This window comes from Serratia sp. CY40230, from assembly GCF_052168835.1.
In the GTDB taxonomy this organism is placed as follows: domain Bacteria; phylum Pseudomonadota; class Gammaproteobacteria; order Enterobacterales; family Enterobacteriaceae; genus Serratia; species Serratia nematodiphila.
Map to the genome: position 1 here is coordinate 42,313 of NZ_JBJNLX010000005.1, position 17,282 is coordinate 59,594.

Genomic DNA, 17,282 nt, shown 5'->3' on the forward strand with positions numbered 1-17,282 from the left:
TCCGCAGGGAAATCATGATGAAAACCACATTCAAACGCACCGTACTGTCCCTGCTGTTGGCTTCCTCCACGCTGGCGCCGTTGGCAGCCGGTCATGCCGCTGAAGGCGATGTTCCCTTCAAGGCGGCGGTGAAAGCTGCCGTCGATCCGGCGCTGCACGACAGCCTGCCTGAAGCGATCAAAAAGGCCGGCTATATCGTTGCCGGCACCAACCCGAACACCCCGCCGACCACCTTTTACCAGGCGGACAACAAAACGCTGGCCGGGCGTGAAATCGACGTGATGAGCGCGATTGCCGATCGCCTGGGCGTGGCGATCCACTGGAAGGACACCGGCGGCTTCGACAACATCATCCCCGGCCTGAAGTCCGGCCGTTATGACGTCGCGTTGGCCAACATTGACGCCAACAAAAAGCGCTTCCAGCAGGTGGACTTCGTCGGCTATTACAACGCTTCCAAGCTGGCCTTGATCGCCCGCAAAGACGCTGCGCTAGGCCCTTACACCGAGCTGGCGCAGCTGTGCGGCCAGACCGTCGGCGCCGGCGCAGGCACCTCGCAGATCACCCGCCTGCAGCAGGCCAGCGATCAATGCGTCGCCGCCGGCAAGCCGGCCATCACCATGCCGATCTTCCCGGACCGCCCGGCCGGGGTGCAAGCGGTGATCAGCGGCCGCGTACCGATGTTTTTCGGCCCGTATGAAGGGTTGCGCTACCAGGCCACCCACGTTAAACCGCTGACGCTGGCCGGTGATATCAACATTGACGGCACCACGGTGGCCATTGCCCTGCCGAAAGGCTCCGAACTGGTGAAACCGGTGCAGGCGGCGCTGAATTCTCTGATCGCCGACGGCAGTTACCAGAAAATCCTCGACGGCTGGGATATCGGTTTTGGTGCAGTGAAAACCGCCGGCATCAATGAAGAGATCGCCAAATGAGTGGGCAACCCCCTGTCGACGACGCGGAACTGAGCATCGTCGGCCATCGGCATTACGGGCGTTGGCTCAGCGCCCTGGTTGTGCTGTTGATCGTCGGCGTTATCATCAATTCCATGCTGCACAACCCGCGCTTTGAATGGGCGGTGGTGGCGGAAAACCTCACCGAGGCTTCCATCCTCAACGGCGTGCTCATGACGCTTAAGCTGACGGTGATTTCGGTAGTGTTCGGCTTCGCCGGTGGCGTGCTGCTGGCGCTGATGCGCCTGTCGGCCAATCCGGTATTGGTTGCGGTAAGCTGGTTCTACACCTGGTTCTTCCGTGCGGTGCCGATGCTGGTGCAGCTGTTCCTTTGGTACAACATCGCCGCGCTTTATCCGCGCATCAGCCTGTGGATCCCGTTTCTTGGCGAAGTCGCCAGCGCGCCAACCAATACCCTTATCAGCACCTTCAGCGCGGCGGTGATCGCGCTGGTGATGCATCAGTCGGCCTATGCGGCGGAGATCGTGCGCGCAGGCATCCAAAGCGTCGGCAGCGGCCAGCTGGAAGCCGCCAAAGCGCTGGGATACCGTCGTGGGCAAATCCTGTGGCGCGTGGTATTGCCGCAGGCGATGCGCACCATCCTGCCGCCGGCGGGCAATGAGGTGATCGGGCAGTTGAAAACCACCGCGGTGGTGTCGGTGATTGCCCTGCAGGACGTGCTGTATTCAGCGCAGATCATTTACCAACGCACCTACGAGGTCATCCCGCTGCTGCTGGTCGCCACCCTGTGGTATCTGGCCATGACTTCGATTCTGTCGATTGGCCAATACTACGTGGAGCGCTATTTTGGCCGCGGCACGCAGGCAACGCGCCGCGGCGGGTTCTTCCTCAACCGCAAAGCCCCTCAGGGAGGTGAACAATGAGCGCATCCATCCACATCAACCGGGTGCGGAAATCCTTTTCCGGCACCGACGTGTTGAAAAACATCAGCCTGACCATCCCGGCAGGCTCGGTGACGGTGATCCTCGGCCCTTCCGGCTCCGGCAAATCCACCCTGTTGCGCTGCATCAACCACCTGGAAAAGCTGGACGGCGGCACCATTCGCGTTGGCGAACAGCTGATCGGCTATCGTCAAAAAGGCCGGCATCTGTACGAGCTGAAAGAAGCCGAGGTGGCCGAACAGCGTAAAAGCATCGGCATGGTATTTCAGCAGTTCAACTTGTTTGCGCACCGCACCGTGTTGCAAAACGTCAGCGACGCGCCGCTGCGGGTGAAAAAGGAAAAAAAAGCCGAGGTGCAGGAACGGGCGAAGCAGCTGCTGGCCCGCGTCGGGCTGGAACATCGCATCAACGCCTGGCCGCGAGAACTGTCCGGCGGCCAGCAACAACGCGTCGCCATCGCCCGCGCGCTGGCGATGAACCCGCAGGTGTTACTGTTTGATGAACCGACCTCCGCCCTCGATCCTGAATTGGTTGGCGAAGTGCTGCAGGTGATGAAAGACTTGGCGCATTCGGGCATGACCATGGTGGTGGTCACGCACGAAATCGGCTTCGCCCGCGAAGTGGCCGACCAGATTGTCTTTATGGATCAGGGAAAGGTGGTTGAAACGGGCAGCGTGCAGCAGGTTCTGGATGCGCCGGGACATGAGAGGACGCGCAACTTCCTGGCGACGGTATTGTAGTCCTGCGTCAGGGGGCGTTGCGTCCCCTGACGTTCAAATTCAGCCGTTATTTTTGCGGCCGATAGCGGAAAAGACGTTGAACACTTCACCCAAGCCGTAAATCGCGCCGAGCAAGACGGCCACCATTACCGGCACCAGGACCACCACGGTGGCCAAGCTTTCAAGCATTTCTAACATCGTTCTCTCCTGGTTTATAAGCACAGCGAATCTGCGCCGGAAGAAAAGGTTTCCGGCCAATCGATCGATTATCGTGGGGAGGCAGTCTAAAACGTGAGCCACATCACACTTGATGCGAGCTAATGTAACTTACACAATTACATTAACGCAATGCAAAAAATGCTCTGCGGGAAGACGGAATTGGCGTGGGTTTTTATTGCGTATCCGCTTGATATTGCGCTGAACAAGGGACAAAAGGATAGCCGGCTTGCCGCTCGACCTGCCCGGCCATTTCGGCGATGCTGGTTTGCGCCAGGCTGGCCTCCAGCGCGTGACCAACGCGCGCAAACTCTTGCTCCAGCACCGGGGTAATTGCGTGGCCGATATAACACGCATCGTTAGGCCGGGCGCGGTGCAGCATGAAATAGGGTTGATCCTCCACCGCGCGATACACGTCCAGCAGCGAGATCGCTTCTGCCGGCCGCGCCAGCAGCGCCCCGCCGCCTTGCCCCATCTGCGAATAGGTCAGCCCGGCCTCCGCCAGCGCGCCGAGGATCCGCCGCACCACCGTCGGGTTGGTGTTGACGCTGCGCGCGATATCTTCGGAACGCACCGTCTGGCCACGACACAGCGTGATGTTGGTCAGGATATGGATGGCAACGGCAAATCGCGTAGAGGTAGACACCTTGGCACCTGCTCAGAGTTTCGTTTATGTCGGATTAAAACATAAGGAAAGCGTATCAGTTTCCAGTAATACACATAATGAGTAGGGATAAGCGGAATGTCAACCTGCCCCCGCCCGGCGGCGGCGGCAGGTCAGGCTTCAGTACTGATTTCTGTCACTTTGTCGGGATAAAATGCCAGATAATCCTTGATCGCCACCACGGCGTTGTAGGGCATTTCATAGCTCCAGGCCGTATTGGCCCCCTGTGCGCCGTTCATCGCGAAGGTGAAATAACTGCAGTCGCCCTTATACGGGCAGTAGCTGACATGCTCGTTTTTCTGCAACAGCGCCATCTTCACGTCCTCACGCGGAAAGTAAAACACCGGCGGATAGGTGGCTTCCTGCAGGATGAGCGCATTGCGACTGTCGGCCAGGGTTTTCCCGGCAGCACGCACCACGACCCGCGTCGGATGACGAGTCAAGGTGATCGGGTGATCCGGGCCGGGGATTTTCACCGGTTTGCCGGATGCGGAAACGAGATCGGACATGGCGGCCTCCAGAGTGTGTGCCCCGCCCCCGCGAGGCGTCTTCCCAGTATAGACCAGCGGTTTTGTCGGTGGCCGCACATTCGGCGAGCAATCGCTTTTCACCGCCGCAAAATTAAGAATTTTTACCTGTTCGATTTTCTTTCGGAGGAATACATTCATCCCAACTTCTACCGGTGGGTTAATCGGATTATTTTTAATCTATTAATCAGCCAATTTACCAGGAACTGATTATGAATATTAAACGTGCCGCAGGTGTGTTGGTGGTGGTGATGGCAACGCTTTCCGTTACCGCATGTGGGCATATGTCCAATCGCGATCGCAACACGGCGATCGGCGCGGGCGTCGGCGCGGTCGGCGGCGCAGTGCTGACCGACGGCAGCACGCTGGGCACCCTCGGCGGCGCAGCGCTGGGCGGCATTATCGGCCACCAGACCAGCCGTTAATCCTCCCGTTAAAATAATCTCTGCAGGCCGGCGCTTTTTTAATCCATAAGCGCCGGCCTGTTTTTATTTATCGAAATAACGTCCCTCAGCACAGGGAAATAATGAATAACATTAAGCGCAGCTTTATTATTCATTAACCCGCGTCAGGGTTATTTATTGCACCGGCAGCCTGAAGCGCGCCATCGCTTTATCCAATCGTTCCGACTCCCCCTGCAGCAACTGCGAAGCCTCGGTCACCGCGCTCACCACGGCGCCGGTTTGCTGCGCCACCTGATTTAGCGCGGTGATGCGCGCCGTCACGTCCTGAATGCTCTCCCCTTGATTGAACGACGCCAGCGAGATTTCCCCCATCAGCGCACTACATTTGTTCACCAGATCGATAATTTTGCGCAGGTTGCCCGTCAGCCGTTCGACCGCCTGCGAACCTTGATCGATTTGCTGCAATGAGCGGCCGATCAACTGCTGAATATCGCGCGTCGAATGGCTGCTCTTTTGCGCCAGCAAGCCCACTTCTTTAGCCACGATGGCGAAACCGCGGCCGTGAACGCCGGCGTGCGCGGCCTCGATCGCCGCATTCAACGCCAGAATATGGGTCTGAAACGCCACGCTGTCGATCAGCGCGACAATGCCGCGCATCTCGGCCGATTGGTTGACGATCCCGTGCATCGAAACATTGACGGTTTGCATCATCTGCTCACCGGCGCCGGCGCACTGCCGGGCCTGTTCGGTTCGTTGGCTGGCCTGCAGCGCGTATTGGCCGTTTTCTTCCACCCGCGCCGCCAACTGCTGCACGTGCTCGGTCGCCAACTGCAATTCACCGTTCTGCTTCGCCGACTGTGCCGTCAACTGTCGATTGCCGTCCGCCAGCCGCTCGACGCCGTTCAGGATCCCGCTCGCCGCATCGCGCACCTCGCTTACCAGGCGCTGCAGACCGCCCTGCATGTAGCCAATGCTGGTTTGCAGCTGACGCATCTCGCGGTTCAACGCCCGCTCAGGCGGCAGCGGCCGCGAAAGATCGCCGGCGGCCAGCACGTTGAGGTGGACAATTGCCCGCTGCAGCGGTGCTATCACCCAGCGGGCGACGCCGAACCACACCCCCACGGCGATCAGCACCAGCGCGGCCAATGCGCCAAGCGCAAAGGTATTGGCCTGCTCCAGCGCCGCCAATTGCCGCACGTTGACGTCATTGCCATGCTGTTCGTTCAGCGCCTGATAAGCGAGGTACTTTTCGTTGAAATCCGCCTGAAACGCCTGGATCGGCACGGCGAAAAACGCATCGATGCTGGCGCTGCTTTGCAACCCTTGCGCCTGTTCCTTCAGGCCGTCATAGAACAGGCGATAACTGTCTTTCAGGGCGCCCGCCGCTTCGGGCGCGGCCGCGCTCAAGCGCTCGAACCGGGCAAAGGCCTGCTTTGAAGCCTCCAACGCCGCCAACGATTCATCCAGCAGGCTATGCCAACTGCCGTCGGAGCCGGTGACTTTGTCCTGCAGATAATAGATGCCCGCACGGTTCAGGGTGTCGCTGGCCGTCAGCAGCGACAGTCTGGCGCGATCCATCGTCGCCTGCTGGCGATGCAACCCGTCTCCCGTCACCAGGTTAACCTTGGCGTCGTGCAGAATAGTGGAAATAAATACGGTGGAAAACAATTGCAGCAGAGAAAATAGCGCAATAACGCAAATTACGCCGCCTAATAAGCCCATGCTCTTGCCGATGCCAAACGCGTGCGGCAGCGCTGCCGCAGGTTTTACCCGGCGGCCAAGTGTCAGTTTTATGTTCATGATTTTTAGTCAGTAATGCCAGAATGCCGCGAGTCTAACGCGCATTTATGACACGACTATTTCAGCCTGCTTTGTGTCGCCCCCGCAAACCAGGGCGACCCAATAATCGGAATTTCTCGTCAACGCTCATTTTTATTTCTTGACTTGTTCAATACCGGATTTATAGTTTTCCCATTAAACAAGAAACAAAGTTTCATATATTAACCGGAAATGAATTTAATATATGAAACGCACAATGAAACGTCTCAAATATAAAACAAACGAGCAACAGCGCCTTATTCACAGGTAAACCCCGCTCGTCTTAATAAAAACCAAACATTCACCAGGGGCCAGGCATGCGCAAGATCACCCTTTGTTTTTTTCTTGTTTCACCAGTGAGTTACGCGACTACCGTCGCATTGCCCAGCGATGCTGCTGCCACCGTGGCGCCGGTAAAAAAAAACCGCCCGGCCTTTCCGCATATTCATTGGCAAAGCGAGGATAATAAAAAGAATATTGATATCGGCGGCGCGCTGCGCGCCAATTATCGCTATGAAGACTGGCACAGCAGCAATTATCGGCATCCGCCGCATTTACGCTTTGACGCCTTTCGCATCGATGCCGCCGGCCAGATAAACGACACGTTTTTTGATAGCGGATTCTGGTTTCAGGATCGGCGTAAATACGCCATCGACCGCGCCTATGTCGGCTACCACCTGTCTGAGCGCTCCACCGTGCAGCTGGGCGCGCCGTTCAAACCGTTCGGCCTGATGCCCTATCCGCAGTTCGGCTGGTCGTACGGCATTCCGTTTTACCTCGGCTTTGGCGTCAACACCGGGCTCGGCGCCAAATACCAATACCAACGGGGCGATTGGGCCTTCGACGCCGCCTACTACCCGCGCATGATGCCGACCGGCGTGCGTTACGCCCCCGACGTCGCCAGCTACGACGATCTGAAGAACACCAACTTTGCCTCACAGCATCTGCAGCGCAACGAAAAACGCGATCAGGTAAACCTGCGGCTGACGCGGGCTTTCCACCAGGGCGGCTGGGACAATGAGCTCGGCGGTTCGCTGGCGGCCTCGCGGCTCTACAACCAGGCGACCGGCGATAACGGCAGCTTCTGGGCGGCGGGCCTGCATACGCTGGTGAATCGGGATGCCTGGCATCTGTCCGGCCAGGTGATCCGCTACGGTTACGACGCCAAAGGCCCGGCCGGCGCCAGCAATTCGGTGATCCTGATGGGCGGCAACGGCCTGACGCCGGCCTATCTGATCCCGTCGCAGGCCACCACTGCCGCCATCAACCTGGCGCGCGACGTCGAGGTGCCCTGGGGACCGGTGAAAAAGCTGCGCTTCTACAACGACTACAGCGTGCTCTGGAAGGACAGGCACGGCGGCTCCGACTCCAAAATGAATACGCTCGGGGTGCAGGTGTTCGCCATGCCGGTGATGCTGTGGGTGGATCTGACCTGGGCGCAGAACGCCAATCCGTGGGGCGGCGTGGAAAACGCCACCGGCTGGACCGGCACCCAGTCCTCCGGCAGCAATAAATGGTATTTTCGCACCAACGTAAACATCGGTTACTACTTCTGAGCGCGGCGGGATCTACACTGAAGTATCGCCGTCAACCGGAGAAATCATGATGCTGAGCGCGCAAACGCTGCATGTCGCCATCAACCGCCCCTGTGACGAGGTGTACGCCTTTCTCAGCCGCCCGGAAAACTTCCCGTTGTGGGCCAAAGGATTAACCAATAGCTTACGGCGGGAAGGTGAAGATTGGATGGCGGAGACCCCGCAGGGGCGGATCCGCATTCGATTTAGCGCGCCCAATGCCTTCGGCGTGCTGGATCATTGGGTGACGCTGCCGGACGGCGGCGTAGTCTACGTGCCGCTGCGCGCGCTCGCCAACCGACAAGGCGCCGAGGTGATCTTCACCCTGTTCCGCCAGCCGGACATGGACGACGCGCTGTTCGCCCGCGACGTCGGGCTGGTGAACGCCGATCTGCAGGCGCTGAAGCGCCTGCTGGAATCGCGCTAATCCCCTTACCCCTTGACCGACGACACCACGTTAAGCGGCTGGGCATCCGGCAGAATATTCATGTGCTCCAGCACCTGGGCCATGATCTTGCCGAACACCGGCCCGGCCACCGAACCGCCGAAGTGCTTGCCGGCTTTCGGGTTGTTGACCATCACCACCAGCGCCACCTGCGGATCGCTGGCCGGCGCCACGCCGGCGGTGTAGTTGATGTAGCCGCCGTCGTATTTGCCGCTCGGGCCCATTTTCTCGGCGGTACCAGTTTTGATCGCCAGCCGGTAGCCCGGCACTGCGGCGCTCACCCCGCTGCCGCCCGGCAAGGCGTCGCTCTCCATCATATGCACCACGGACCGAACCGTATCCGCCGGCAGAATACGTTGCCCCATCACCGGCGGCGTCACCTTGGTGATCGACAGCGGCCGATAAATGCCGAAGGAACCGATCGCGGCATACTCGCGCGCCATCTGCAGCGGCGTCACGCGCAGCCCATAGCCGAAGGAGAAGGTAGCGCGTTCGATATCGGCCCAGCGTTCGCGATGCTGCGGCAGATAGCCGCTGCTCTCGTTGCCGATGCCGAGCTCGGTCGGTCGCCCCAGGCCAAAGCTGCGGTAGACCGCCGGCAGCACCGTGGCCGGCAGCGCCAGCGCAATGTGCGATACCGCGATGTCGCTCGATTTTTGCAGCACGCCGGTGATGGTCAGTTTCGACCAATGACCGACGTCTTTGATCAGGTGACCGTTCACCCGATACGGCGTGGTGTCCAGCACCGTATCCGGCCGGATCAGCTTATGCTCCAGCCCCACCATTACCACCACCGGTTTCACCGTCGAGCCCGGTTCGAAGCTGTCGCTGCTGCACACGTTGCGAATATCCTTCGCCGGGGTGCTGCCATAGTTGTTCGGGTTGAACGACGGGTAGCTGGCCATGCCGAGGACCTCGCCGGTGTCGATCTTGACCAGCACCGCACAGCCGGAGTCGGCCTGGTTAGCCACCACGCCGTCGCGGATCTGCGCATAGAGCACGTACTGAATAAATTTATCGATGCTGAGCGTCACGTTCGGCGGCGGCACCGGATCCACGCTTTTAATCACGCCGATCACCGCGCCGCTGCCGTCCTTCTGGTAGACCCGCAGGCCGTTTTTGCCCTGCAACAGCGGGTTGAAGCCCAGCTCGATGCCCTCCAGCCCCTGATTGTCCTGGCCGACGATGCCGATCAGTCCGGCCGCGTCCTGGCCCATCGGATAGAAGCGGCTGAAATCCTGCTCGGTGCTGACGCCGGTCAGGTGCAGCTTACTGATGTAGGCGGCGTTATCGTCCTCCACCTTGCGCGCCAGATAAACGAAGCGTTTGCGCGCGTTGCTCTGGATCAGGTGCTGGATGTCCGCCAGCGGGATCTTCAACACGTTGGCCATGCTCTGCCAGCGTTCGTTGCCGGTATCGGTCTGGGTATCGAGAATATGCTTCGGATCCAGCACGATGTCTTTGGACGACACGCTGACCGCCAGCGCCTCATCGTTGCGATCGGTGATCATGGCGCGGTTGGTCGGCACCACCTGGGTGCGGATCGAACGCTGGTCAGCCTGGTTGGCCAACTGCTGGTGTTCCAGCAGTTGCAGGTAGCCGACCCTGAACGCCAACAGAAAAAAACAGACCAGCATGCCGGCGCAAATCCAGCCGAAACGAACTGTGGAATAGGTTTTACCGCTCTTTTTGGTCGATGGCGCCACTGTTGTGTTAACCCTACGTTTTTATTCAGTTTATGATGTTATTTCAGTCTACCTTGCCGGAAATGGTCAGGAGATTGCAGTTTGTAAGAAAGTAAAAACAAACCGCATCACCGTTGCACATCCGCGCTGTCGTTTAACTGCGGTTTACTTTGCGGCGTATCGCCGGGCTGTGGCGCGTTGGCCGGGTCAAAAATGTGGTCGAGGATCGCGCGCGCGGTCGGCCCCGCCACCACGCCGTCGCCGCCGCCGTTTTCCAGGATCAGCGCCATCGCCACCCGGGGATTTTTGTAGGGCGCAAACAGCGTATAAAAGATGTGATCGCGCAGCCGCACCGGGATCATTTTGGCGTTGTAAGTCTGGTTTTGCTTCAGGCTGAACACTTGCGAGGTGCCGGATTTGGCGGCGATCTGATACGGCGCGGTGTGGAACAGCTTGTAACCGGTGCCGTTCGGCAAGTTGGCCATGCCGTACATGCCGTTGCGCACGATGCCCCAGTAAGGCGAGTTGGGATCGCCGATCTGCGCCGTTTGCGCCGGCGGTTGGTAGCGCATCACCCGGTTGCCCTGCTGCAGCGAATACAACAGATGCGGCGTTTTCACCCGGCCGTTGTTGAGCAGCGTGCTCAAGGCTTTCACCATCTGGATCGGCGTCGCCACCCAATACCCCTGGCCGATGCCCACCGAGACCGTATCCCCCTGATACCAGCCCTTTTTGTGCACCTTCAGCTTCCAGTCGCGGCTCGGCAGCACGCCGCGGTACTCTTCGTTCAGATCGATGCCGGTCGACTGGCCGTAGCCGAACTGGCTCAGCCAGTGGTGAATACGATCGATGCCCATCTCATACGCCACCTGATAAAAGAAGGTATCGGCGGACTCTTCAATCGCTTTGGTGACGTTGAGCATGCCGTGGCCGGTTTTCAGCCAGTCGCGGTAGCGCCGCTCGGTGCCGGGCAGCGTCCAGGTCGGCGCGCCGAAAAAGGTGGTAGTGGGCGTGATCACCCCGGCGAACAGCGCCGAAACGGCCATGTAGGGCTTCACCGTGGAAGCCGGCGGGTACAACCCTTGGGTAACGCGGTTGATGAGCGGCAGATCCGGGTTGCCCAGCAGCGCCTTATAGGCCTGATAGCCGATGCCTTTGACGAAGGGATTGGGATCGTAACTGGGGCTGGAGACCATCGCCAGAATGCCGCCGTCGCGCGGGTCTTCCACCACCACCGCGGCGCGTTGCCCCTTCAACACCGATTCGATGTACTGCTGCAGCGGCAGATCCAGCGTCAGGTAAATGTTTTTGCCGGCCTTCGGCGGCTGTTCCTTCAGCAAGCGGATCACCCGCCCATGGTTATCCACCTCCACCTCCTGATAGCCGGTGGTGCCGTGCAGTTCGGATTCGTAATAGGCCTCGATACCCTGTTTGCCGATGTTGCGGTCGGCGGCATAGTTTTCGCTCAGGCCGGCCTTGTCCAGGCGCTTGAGATCGCTGTCGTTGATCTTCGACACATAGCCCAGCACGTGCGCCAGCTGGGCGCCGTAAGGATATTCACGCTGCTGATAGGTATCGATGGTCACCCCGTCGAAACGGTATTGATTGACGGCAAAGCGCGCCACCTCAGTGTCGCTCAGCCCGGTTTTTAGCGTCACCGGCTTGTAGCGGCTGTTGTGGTGCATATCGTCACGAAACGCGCTGATGTCCTCCGGCGTCAGATCGACGATCGCTGTCAGCGCCTGCAGCAGCGCCGCCATGTCGGTGATTTTGCTGGGCGTGATTTCGACACGATACAGTGTCACGTTTCGCACCAGCGGAGTGCCATTGCGATCGAAGATTAACCCGCGGCTGGGGGCGAGCGGCAGCATCTTGATGTCGTTCTGGTTGGAACGCGTCTGGTAAAAGCCGTGCTGGCGGATTTGCAGCCGGTAGAGGTTAACGATCAGCGCGCCGAAACAGACCACCACCAGCGCCAGCGCTACGGCCGCCCGGCGGATAAACAGCCTCTCTTCCGCAGAGTGGTCGCGAATTTTTTCTTTTAACAAGGCCATGCGGTGCCGATACCTTTTGCGTCACATTTCCCCGCAAAATCAGGGAACTGAAAAGCCGGCAAGCATAGCGTTATCGGGCGCGCCGCCCCATGAAAAGGTTGCTAATGAAATGGCATAACTGTTTCAGCATATTGGAATGTTACCGTCGGCGTTTTTTTCACCGCGCGCCCCATTGAGCCGCCGTTCGCCCTAATGCTACAATGTGATCTAAATCACATTATTCCCGTTATTCCCCCGCATTTCCCTGTCGGCGCCCTGCCGGATGCGGCTTTTTGTTACATAGGATCGAGTTCGATGAGTACCATTGCCACCGGTTTAGTCATGATGCGCTGGGAGTTGCTGAGCGCCGTGATGATGTTCTTCGCCAGCCAGTTAAACGTCGTTTGCCGTAAAACCAGCCGCAACGGCATGGCGTTCATGTTCAGCAGCCTGGGCCTGTTTACCGCCTGCTGGTTCGTGATGGGGCTGATGGGCATCCACCTCACCCTGGAAGCCTTCACCCAATTCTGGTCATCGGCCTGGGACCGCTACGTGGACGTCGTCAGCACCATGCCGGCCGATTGGCCGATGCCGTAACCTCGCTGCACGGGCGGCGCATCTGCCGCCCCGCCGATTATTCCGCGTCCGTTGACGGCGCCGCCGCCAGCCGCGCCATCAACGCCCCCGCTTCGATCAGCTGCGCCTGTTCTTGCTCCGTTAAACAGCTTTCCATCGCCGCCAGCAACCACGCCTCGCGCCGGCTGCGGCTTTGCTGCAACAGGCCCAGACCGGCGGGCGTCAGGCGCACCCGTACCCGGCGTTTGTCTTCGGCATCCGGCGTGCGCACCAGCAGCCCATCGGCCTCCAGCTCCCGCAAGGCGGCCGCCAGGTTAGAGGAACGCATGCGCTCCGACTCCGCCAGCAGCGACGGCGTCGCCTCGCCGCCGTGGCGATCGATAGCTCCCAGCAGCATCAGCTGGGCCCAGGATTTTTCGTCGCTGCGCGACTCGCGCCGCAAACGGCGCACCAGCGACATTAATTGCGTGCGCAGCAGCGTCACGTCTTCAGGATGATCTTTTTTCATTGGCATCAATAGATAACGATAGATTTGTCGTACTTTCACACCGAGACCGGGAACGGTCAACCGAAATTGGCGGACGAAATATGCCAGCTCGCTATTGGCGGGTGCCGGCGTTGAGCGGCAACACCGCATGCACCACCAAAGCGAACAGCAGACCGACGCCACCGCCCAGCAACACATTGACCACCCTTTCTGCGGCGATCGACGGCGCTTTTCCGGCAATCACCAACGCGCAGGCGATGCAGGCGCAACGGGCGCCAAACCCCAAGGTATAACGATGAAAAGACACCAGGGTGAGCATCGTCACCACGCTCAGCAGTTCATAACCCACATTGCCATGCGGCATGAGGCTACCCAGCAAAATACCGACGGGCACGCCCAGCAATGCGCCTGACGCACGCTGGCGGAGTTTGTTGCGCGTAGCGGCCATATCGCCGCTGATCACGCTGACGGCCGACCAGATCACCCATTGCCCGTAATCGAGGTGTTGCCACTCAACGATCGCGGCCGACAGTGCAACGGCACAACTTACGGCGAGCAAAGCCTCGCCGCAGGCCACGCGAGCGCCAAGCTCATCGCTGCGACGCAGCTGGAGATAATGATGCAGGCTGTCACTCGTCGACAGCCGCGCTAGCCGCCGATGCTCTGCCAGTACAAGCATCAGCACCGGCAAGACGGCTGCCCCCAGAAAAGGGAGTAGCGCCCAGCCGCATTGGGCTAATGGCGCGCCGGCGCCACCTTCAGCGGTTTCACACGCCAGATAAAGAGCCGGAATAAAAATAAAATTCCCCAGGGATCGCAGCTTGCCGCCGAACGCGGAGATCCCAACCGCCGCCGCCGCTGCCAACACGCACGCCAAAATGAAGATGACCGGCGTGTGCATGGCGCACAACAGCGCCATAAAGAGCAGCAGCAATGCCGCCGCATGTAGCGCCACGCCGAGCGGCGCCAGTTCAAGGCGCTCACAAACGACAAACAGCGATATGGTGACCACCGAAGCCTTCAGCCAGTTGGCATTGCCTGTCGCCAGGCTCAGGGCCAGCAACGGCGCCAACACCCATGCTCCCCGTCGCAGCTGACGCCAGGCGATTTCTTCACGCAGCAGCTTCACAATGCGCTCAGCTGTTCCAGCGTGACGATATCGGCAATAGTGGCAAGCGTTTCCATCGAGATCCGGTGCTCTTCCGCCGTGGCCGCCGCGCAAGCCTCTTCCAGTATCAGCACCTGATAATCGCGATCGTGCGCGTCGCGCGCCGTCGCCTGTACCGCCCAGGTGCTGCTGACCCCACAGATCACCAACCGTTCAATGCGGCGGGCGCGCAGCGTCGCATCCAGATTGGTGCCATAAAACGCGCTGACACGCGGTTTTACGATGGTTAACTCCCCCAAATCAGACGCTAAATCAGGATGAAAATCCGTGCCCGGCTGGCCCAGTGCGATAGCGCCAAATTGATGCGCCTGCCCAAACATCCGCGAGTATTTGGGTTGATCGACATAGCCGGCCGCGAAACCGACTTTAACCAATATGCGCAGCCAATCCTTGCGCTGCGCGAGAGACAATGCGCTATTTGCCCGCGCGATAGCATCGCGCTCGATGACCTGCTGCGCCGAGCGCGCAATTTTTCCTTCCGGGTGGGAGATATCCACGATGTAATCCAGAGCGATCAGTGCGGTATTCATAGAAAGCGTCTCCTTGCCGCCGACACGGCGAAATGGGTAGAGAGAGTGTGGCATCGCCGAATTGTTGAGCGGCTTGGTGGAGTAGCTTAAAATAAATACCTATGATAATATAGCTATTAATTTATAGCGAAATGTAACAACGCCGCCGACGAGCTTTACGTTTTCTCACGCATTTCCCCCGCGCCGGCCAGTTCGCGGTGTTATTATTATCTTGCTTAACAAATCCCTCCAAATTCAAAGTGGTACGACAAGTCGATGGAAGCGTGGAAAGTCAATCTGATCTCGGTCTGGCTCGGGTGTTTCTTCACCGGGCTGGCGATGAGCCAAATCCTCCCTTTTCTGCCGCTGTACGTCGAACAGCTCGGCGTCAGCGATCATCAATCCCTCAGCCTGTGGTCCGGGCTGGTGTTCAGCGGCACCTTTTTGGTCTCGGCGGTGGTGTCGCCGCTGTGGGGCAGCCTCGCCGACCGCAAAGGCCGCAAGCTGATGCTGCTGCGCGCCTCGCTGGGTATGGCGATCGTCATAGCCCTGCAGGGGCTGGCCACCAACGTCTGGCAGCTGTTCGCGCTGCGCGCCCTGATGGGGCTGACGTCCGGCTATATTCCCAACGCCATGGCGCTGGTCGCCTCGCAGGCGCCGCGCGATAAAAGCGGCTGGGCGCTGGGCACGCTCTCTACCGGGCAGATCTCCGGCGTGATCGCCGGGCCGCTGCTGGGCGGGCTGATGGCCGACCATCTGGGGCTGCGGGTGGTGTTTTTCGTCACCGCCGGGCTGATGTTCGTCAGCTTCCTGGTGACGCTGTTCCTGATTAAAGAACGGCGCATCACGGTGAAAAAAGCGGATCAGCTGAGCGGCAAGGCGGTATTCCGTTCGCTGCCTTATCCAACGCTGATCGTCACGCTGTTCGTTTGTACCCTGATGATCCAGCTGGCTAACTCGTCCATCAGCCCGATCCTGACTCTGTTCATCCGCGAGCTGTCGGGCGACGTCAGCAATATCGCCTTTGTCAGCGGCATGATTGCCGCCGTGCCCGGCATTGCGGCGCTGATCTCGGCGCCACGCCTCGGGCGGCTCGGCGATCGCATCGGCACCGCGCGCATCCTGATCGCCGCGCTGCTGTTCACCACCGGCCTGTTCACCGTGATGGCCTGGGTGAATACGCCGCTGCAGCTGGGCATTCTGCGCTTCCTGCTGGGGTTCGCCGACGGCGCGCTGATGCCGGCGGTGCAGGCGCTGCTGCTGAAGTATTCCTCCGATCAGGTGACCGGGCGCATCTTCGGCTATAACCAATCCTTTATGTACCTGGGCAACGTGGTTGGCCCGCTGCTGGGATCGGGCATTTCGGCGATGATGGGGTTCCGCTGGGTGTTCGCCGTCACGGCGGTATTGGTGCTTTGCAATGCGCTGCAGCTGCGGCATCAGTTCAAAAAAGTGGAAAATCAACGCGCGGGATAACGAGGAATGTGGGGAAACGCCTCAAGCAGTGGCGGGACAATGACGCCCATCAACCGTGCCACCACTGCCAAAGGCGGCCGTAGCCTACTCGACACGATGAACGTTTGGTATTTATGTAAGTAAATAAAGTGTTACGGGCGTGTAGAGGGCCGCCGCAGCGGCCCTTGCGGATCAGAACATGGTATTGTCGTTGGCCGATTTTTCCGGCACATCCTGATTGACGTCCCAATGCTCGGTGATTTTACCCTGATCGTTCACCCGATAAATATCCACGCTGGCGGTGCCGCGATCCTGCGGGTTATTTTGGTATTGGACGTGAACATAGACCAGATCACCGTTGACCGCGCTGCGGTATATTTTGGCGCTGTACTGCGGATTGTCTTTAAAGGTCTGGCTGAAGAAATCCAGGAACGGCTTGATGCCGTCGCCGACGAACGGGTTATGCTGCTTGTAGTTCTCCACAATCAGCTTTTGCGCCACGCTGATGTCATGACGGTTGAAAAAGCCTGCATACAGATCTTCCACCACCTTCAGCTTCTGCTGGGCATGATGATAACCGCCCTTGCCGGCCGATTTGTAAGACGCCGCCTGATCCGTTGACAGCGCCGGGTAACTCGCCAGCAAGCCGCCGACGATCGCACAGGTGATCAATGCCTTTTTCATAACTGCTCCTTAGTTTCCTGAGTGACCTACGATTTTCAGCTGCCCTTTCAGATGGGTGAAGCTACCGTCCCTGGCGGCGATGTTGGTGTACACCTCGCCGCGCTCAAAGTCCTCGACATGCGTCACGTTGTCGCCGGACTGCGGTTCATGCCAATAGACCATATAGACCTTCGGCCGAATCTCCACCGCGGTGTACTGCACGGTATCGGTGATGCCCTGCGAAGCTTCGCCGATACCGGTGAAGGTCATGGTCTTGTCATCGGTAAAATCCAGCTTGAAGGCGAAATCGCCGAAGGTCACCTGCACCACTTTACCGACCGCAATAAACTGCCCGTGTTTTTCCGTCATCGTCGCCGCCTTACTGTTTGTCAGGGGGGTTTGCGCCGCCAAAGCGGCAGGCAATGCCAGGGGGAAAGTCAGGGCTATCGCCAGCGCGATGCCCGTTCGTTTCACTGTTTTCATCGTT

Annotated in this window: 19 protein-coding genes; 8 read left to right on the plus strand and 11 right to left on the minus strand. The window is 59.3% G+C overall.

Translation table 11 applies throughout. From position 1 onward, the window contains the following. The first annotated feature begins 17 nt into the window (after positions 1–17). From ACJ8IJ_RS17535 to ACJ8IJ_RS17545, 3 genes are read left to right on the plus strand one after another with little or no spacing between them, the layout of a single operon-like run. Positions 18–932, plus strand: coding sequence for an ABC transporter substrate-binding protein (locus ACJ8IJ_RS17535; protein ID WP_049188854.1), 915 nt, complete (start codon positions 18–20; stop codon positions 930–932). Then, positions 929–1,834, plus strand: coding sequence for an amino acid ABC transporter permease (locus tag ACJ8IJ_RS17540; protein ID WP_004940691.1), 906 nt, complete (start codon positions 929–931; stop codon positions 1,832–1,834). The genes ACJ8IJ_RS17535 and ACJ8IJ_RS17540 overlap by 4 nt, the downstream gene beginning before the upstream one ends. Beyond that, on the plus strand, positions 1,831–2,592 hold the full coding sequence (locus tag ACJ8IJ_RS17545; protein WP_004940693.1) for an amino acid ABC transporter ATP-binding protein: 762 nt from the start codon (positions 1,831–1,833) through the stop codon (positions 2,590–2,592). The genes ACJ8IJ_RS17540 and ACJ8IJ_RS17545 overlap by 4 nt, the downstream gene beginning before the upstream one ends. Before the next feature lie 39 nt (positions 2,593–2,631). Here the strand turns inward: ACJ8IJ_RS17545 and ACJ8IJ_RS17550 are convergent, their stop codons facing one another. The 3 genes from ACJ8IJ_RS17550 to ACJ8IJ_RS17560 form a co-directional block, all read right to left on the minus strand. Further along, positions 2,632–2,769 carry an AcrZ family multidrug efflux pump-associated protein gene (locus ACJ8IJ_RS17550; protein ID WP_004940695.1) on the minus strand — a complete coding sequence of 46 codons (138 nt, stop codon included), beginning with the start codon at positions 2,767–2,769 and terminating at the stop codon, positions 2,632–2,634. A gap of 193 nt (positions 2,770–2,962) precedes the next feature. Beyond that, a complete protein-coding gene (locus ACJ8IJ_RS17555) occupies positions 2,963–3,433 on the minus strand; it encodes an Rrf2 family transcriptional regulator (RefSeq protein ID WP_004940698.1) in 471 nt (156 codons plus the stop codon). A gap of 131 nt (positions 3,434–3,564) precedes the next feature. Continuing rightward, a complete protein-coding gene (locus tag ACJ8IJ_RS17560; protein ID WP_015377833.1) occupies positions 3,565–3,960 on the minus strand; it encodes a DUF427 domain-containing protein in 396 nt (131 codons plus the stop codon). A 230-nt stretch (positions 3,961–4,190) separates the two neighbouring features. On the opposite strand from ACJ8IJ_RS17560, the gene osmB reads away from it, so the two are divergent. Beyond that, positions 4,191–4,403 carry an osmotically-inducible lipoprotein OsmB gene (gene osmB / locus ACJ8IJ_RS17565; RefSeq protein ID WP_004940700.1) on the plus strand — a complete coding sequence of 71 codons (213 nt, stop codon included), beginning with the start codon at positions 4,191–4,193 and terminating at the stop codon, positions 4,401–4,403. A gap of 153 nt (positions 4,404–4,556) precedes the next feature. Here the strand turns inward: osmB and ACJ8IJ_RS17570 are convergent, their stop codons facing one another. Then, positions 4,557–6,182 carry a methyl-accepting chemotaxis protein gene (locus ACJ8IJ_RS17570; protein WP_423251706.1) on the minus strand — a complete coding sequence of 542 codons (1,626 nt, stop codon included), beginning with the start codon at positions 6,180–6,182 and terminating at the stop codon, positions 4,557–4,559. Between the two features lie 335 nt (positions 6,183–6,517). Here ACJ8IJ_RS17570 and ACJ8IJ_RS17575 point away from each other — a divergent pair, with 335 nt between their 5' ends. Next, positions 6,518–7,756: a hypothetical protein gene (locus tag ACJ8IJ_RS17575; RefSeq protein WP_131164219.1), complete on the plus strand. Its 1,239-nt coding sequence runs from the start codon at positions 6,518–6,520 to the stop codon at positions 7,754–7,756. 46 nt (positions 7,757–7,802) lie between these two features. Further along, complete coding sequence (locus ACJ8IJ_RS17580) at positions 7,803–8,201, plus strand: SRPBCC family protein (RefSeq protein WP_131164220.1); 399 nt, start codon at positions 7,803–7,805, stop codon at positions 8,199–8,201. Between the two features lie 5 nt (positions 8,202–8,206). On the opposite strand, the gene ACJ8IJ_RS17585 is transcribed toward ACJ8IJ_RS17580, so the two are convergent. Continuing rightward, the gene (locus ACJ8IJ_RS17585; RefSeq protein WP_275095918.1) at positions 8,207–9,925 is read right to left on the minus strand and encodes a penicillin-binding transpeptidase domain-containing protein; all 1,719 of its coding nucleotides are present in this window, start codon (positions 9,923–9,925) and stop codon (positions 8,207–8,209) included. A 107-nt stretch (positions 9,926–10,032) separates the two neighbouring features. Next, the gene (gene mrdA / locus ACJ8IJ_RS17590; protein ID WP_442518407.1) at positions 10,033–11,958 is read right to left on the minus strand and encodes a penicillin-binding protein 2; all 1,926 of its coding nucleotides are present in this window, start codon (positions 11,956–11,958) and stop codon (positions 10,033–10,035) included. A 294-nt stretch (positions 11,959–12,252) separates the two neighbouring features. On the opposite strand from mrdA, the gene ACJ8IJ_RS17595 reads away from it, so the two are divergent. Next, complete coding sequence (locus ACJ8IJ_RS17595; protein WP_004940713.1) at positions 12,253–12,534, plus strand: YjcB family protein; 282 nt, start codon at positions 12,253–12,255, stop codon at positions 12,532–12,534. A gap of 37 nt (positions 12,535–12,571) precedes the next feature. On the opposite strand, the gene ACJ8IJ_RS17600 is transcribed toward ACJ8IJ_RS17595, so the two are convergent. From ACJ8IJ_RS17600 to ACJ8IJ_RS17610, 3 genes are all read right to left on the minus strand, one after another. After that, positions 12,572–13,021 (minus strand): MarR family winged helix-turn-helix transcriptional regulator, encoded by a 450-nt coding sequence (locus ACJ8IJ_RS17600; RefSeq protein WP_004940714.1) that lies wholly within the window; start codon positions 13,019–13,021, stop codon positions 12,572–12,574. A 91-nt stretch (positions 13,022–13,112) separates the two neighbouring features. Further along, the gene (locus ACJ8IJ_RS17605) at positions 13,113–14,129 is read right to left on the minus strand and encodes an FUSC family protein (RefSeq protein WP_442518408.1); all 1,017 of its coding nucleotides are present in this window, start codon (positions 14,127–14,129) and stop codon (positions 13,113–13,115) included. After that, positions 14,126–14,698, minus strand: a complete 573-nt coding sequence (locus ACJ8IJ_RS17610) for an isochorismatase family cysteine hydrolase (protein WP_033633093.1) — start codon at positions 14,696–14,698, stop codon at positions 14,126–14,128. The genes ACJ8IJ_RS17605 and ACJ8IJ_RS17610 overlap by 4 nt, the downstream gene beginning before the upstream one ends. Before the next feature lie 255 nt (positions 14,699–14,953). On the opposite strand from ACJ8IJ_RS17610, the gene ACJ8IJ_RS17615 reads away from it, so the two are divergent. Then, positions 14,954–16,153, plus strand: a complete 1,200-nt coding sequence (locus tag ACJ8IJ_RS17615) for a multidrug efflux MFS transporter (RefSeq protein ID WP_197753947.1) — start codon at positions 14,954–14,956, stop codon at positions 16,151–16,153. A gap of 171 nt (positions 16,154–16,324) precedes the next feature. Here ACJ8IJ_RS17615 and ACJ8IJ_RS17620 read toward each other — a convergent pair whose 3' ends face one another. Beyond that, positions 16,325–16,816 carry a nuclear transport factor 2 family protein gene (locus ACJ8IJ_RS17620; RefSeq protein WP_021504558.1) on the minus strand — a complete coding sequence of 164 codons (492 nt, stop codon included), beginning with the start codon at positions 16,814–16,816 and terminating at the stop codon, positions 16,325–16,327. A 9-nt stretch (positions 16,817–16,825) separates the two neighbouring features. Continuing rightward, complete coding sequence (locus ACJ8IJ_RS17625; protein ID WP_171403606.1) at positions 16,826–17,278, minus strand: MoaF-related domain-containing protein; 453 nt, start codon at positions 17,276–17,278, stop codon at positions 16,826–16,828. Between the last annotated feature and the right edge of the window lie 4 nt (positions 17,279–17,282).

Bases quoted from the DNA above. Each gene is read 5' to 3' on its own strand.
- ACJ8IJ_RS17535 (WP_049188854.1), top strand. From the start codon at position 18: ATGAAAACCACATTCAAACGCACCGTACTGTCCCTGCTGTTGGCTTCC.
- ACJ8IJ_RS17540 (WP_004940691.1), top strand. From the start codon at position 929: ATGAGTGGGCAACCCCCTGTCGACGACGCGGAACTGAGCATCGTCGGC.
- ACJ8IJ_RS17545 (WP_004940693.1), top strand. From the start codon at position 1,831: ATGAGCGCATCCATCCACATCAACCGGGTGCGGAAATCCTTTTCCGGC.
- ACJ8IJ_RS17550 (WP_004940695.1), bottom strand. From the start codon at position 2,769: ATGTTAGAAATGCTTGAAAGCTTGGCCACCGTGGTGGTCCTGGTGCCG.
- ACJ8IJ_RS17560 (WP_015377833.1), bottom strand. From the start codon at position 3,960: ATGTCCGATCTCGTTTCCGCATCCGGCAAACCGGTGAAAATCCCCGGC.
- osmB (WP_004940700.1), top strand. From the start codon at position 4,191: ATGAATATTAAACGTGCCGCAGGTGTGTTGGTGGTGGTGATGGCAACG.
- ACJ8IJ_RS17570 (WP_423251706.1), bottom strand. From the start codon at position 6,182: ATGAACATAAAACTGACACTTGGCCGCCGGGTAAAACCTGCGGCAGCG.
- ACJ8IJ_RS17575 (WP_131164219.1), top strand. From the start codon at position 6,518: ATGCGCAAGATCACCCTTTGTTTTTTTCTTGTTTCACCAGTGAGTTAC.
- ACJ8IJ_RS17580 (WP_131164220.1), top strand. From the start codon at position 7,803: ATGATGCTGAGCGCGCAAACGCTGCATGTCGCCATCAACCGCCCCTGT.
- mrdA (WP_442518407.1), bottom strand. From the start codon at position 11,958: ATGGCCTTGTTAAAAGAAAAAATTCGCGACCACTCTGCGGAAGAGAGG.
- ACJ8IJ_RS17595 (WP_004940713.1), top strand. From the start codon at position 12,253: ATGAGTACCATTGCCACCGGTTTAGTCATGATGCGCTGGGAGTTGCTG.
- ACJ8IJ_RS17600 (WP_004940714.1), bottom strand. From the start codon at position 13,021: ATGAAAAAAGATCATCCTGAAGACGTGACGCTGCTGCGCACGCAATTA.
- ACJ8IJ_RS17610 (WP_033633093.1), bottom strand. From the start codon at position 14,698: ATGAATACCGCACTGATCGCTCTGGATTACATCGTGGATATCTCCCAC.
- ACJ8IJ_RS17615 (WP_197753947.1), top strand. From the start codon at position 14,954: ATGGAAGCGTGGAAAGTCAATCTGATCTCGGTCTGGCTCGGGTGTTTC.
- ACJ8IJ_RS17620 (WP_021504558.1), bottom strand. From the start codon at position 16,816: ATGAAAAAGGCATTGATCACCTGTGCGATCGTCGGCGGCTTGCTGGCG.
- ACJ8IJ_RS17625 (WP_171403606.1), bottom strand. From the start codon at position 17,278: ATGAAAACAGTGAAACGAACGGGCATCGCGCTGGCGATAGCCCTGACT.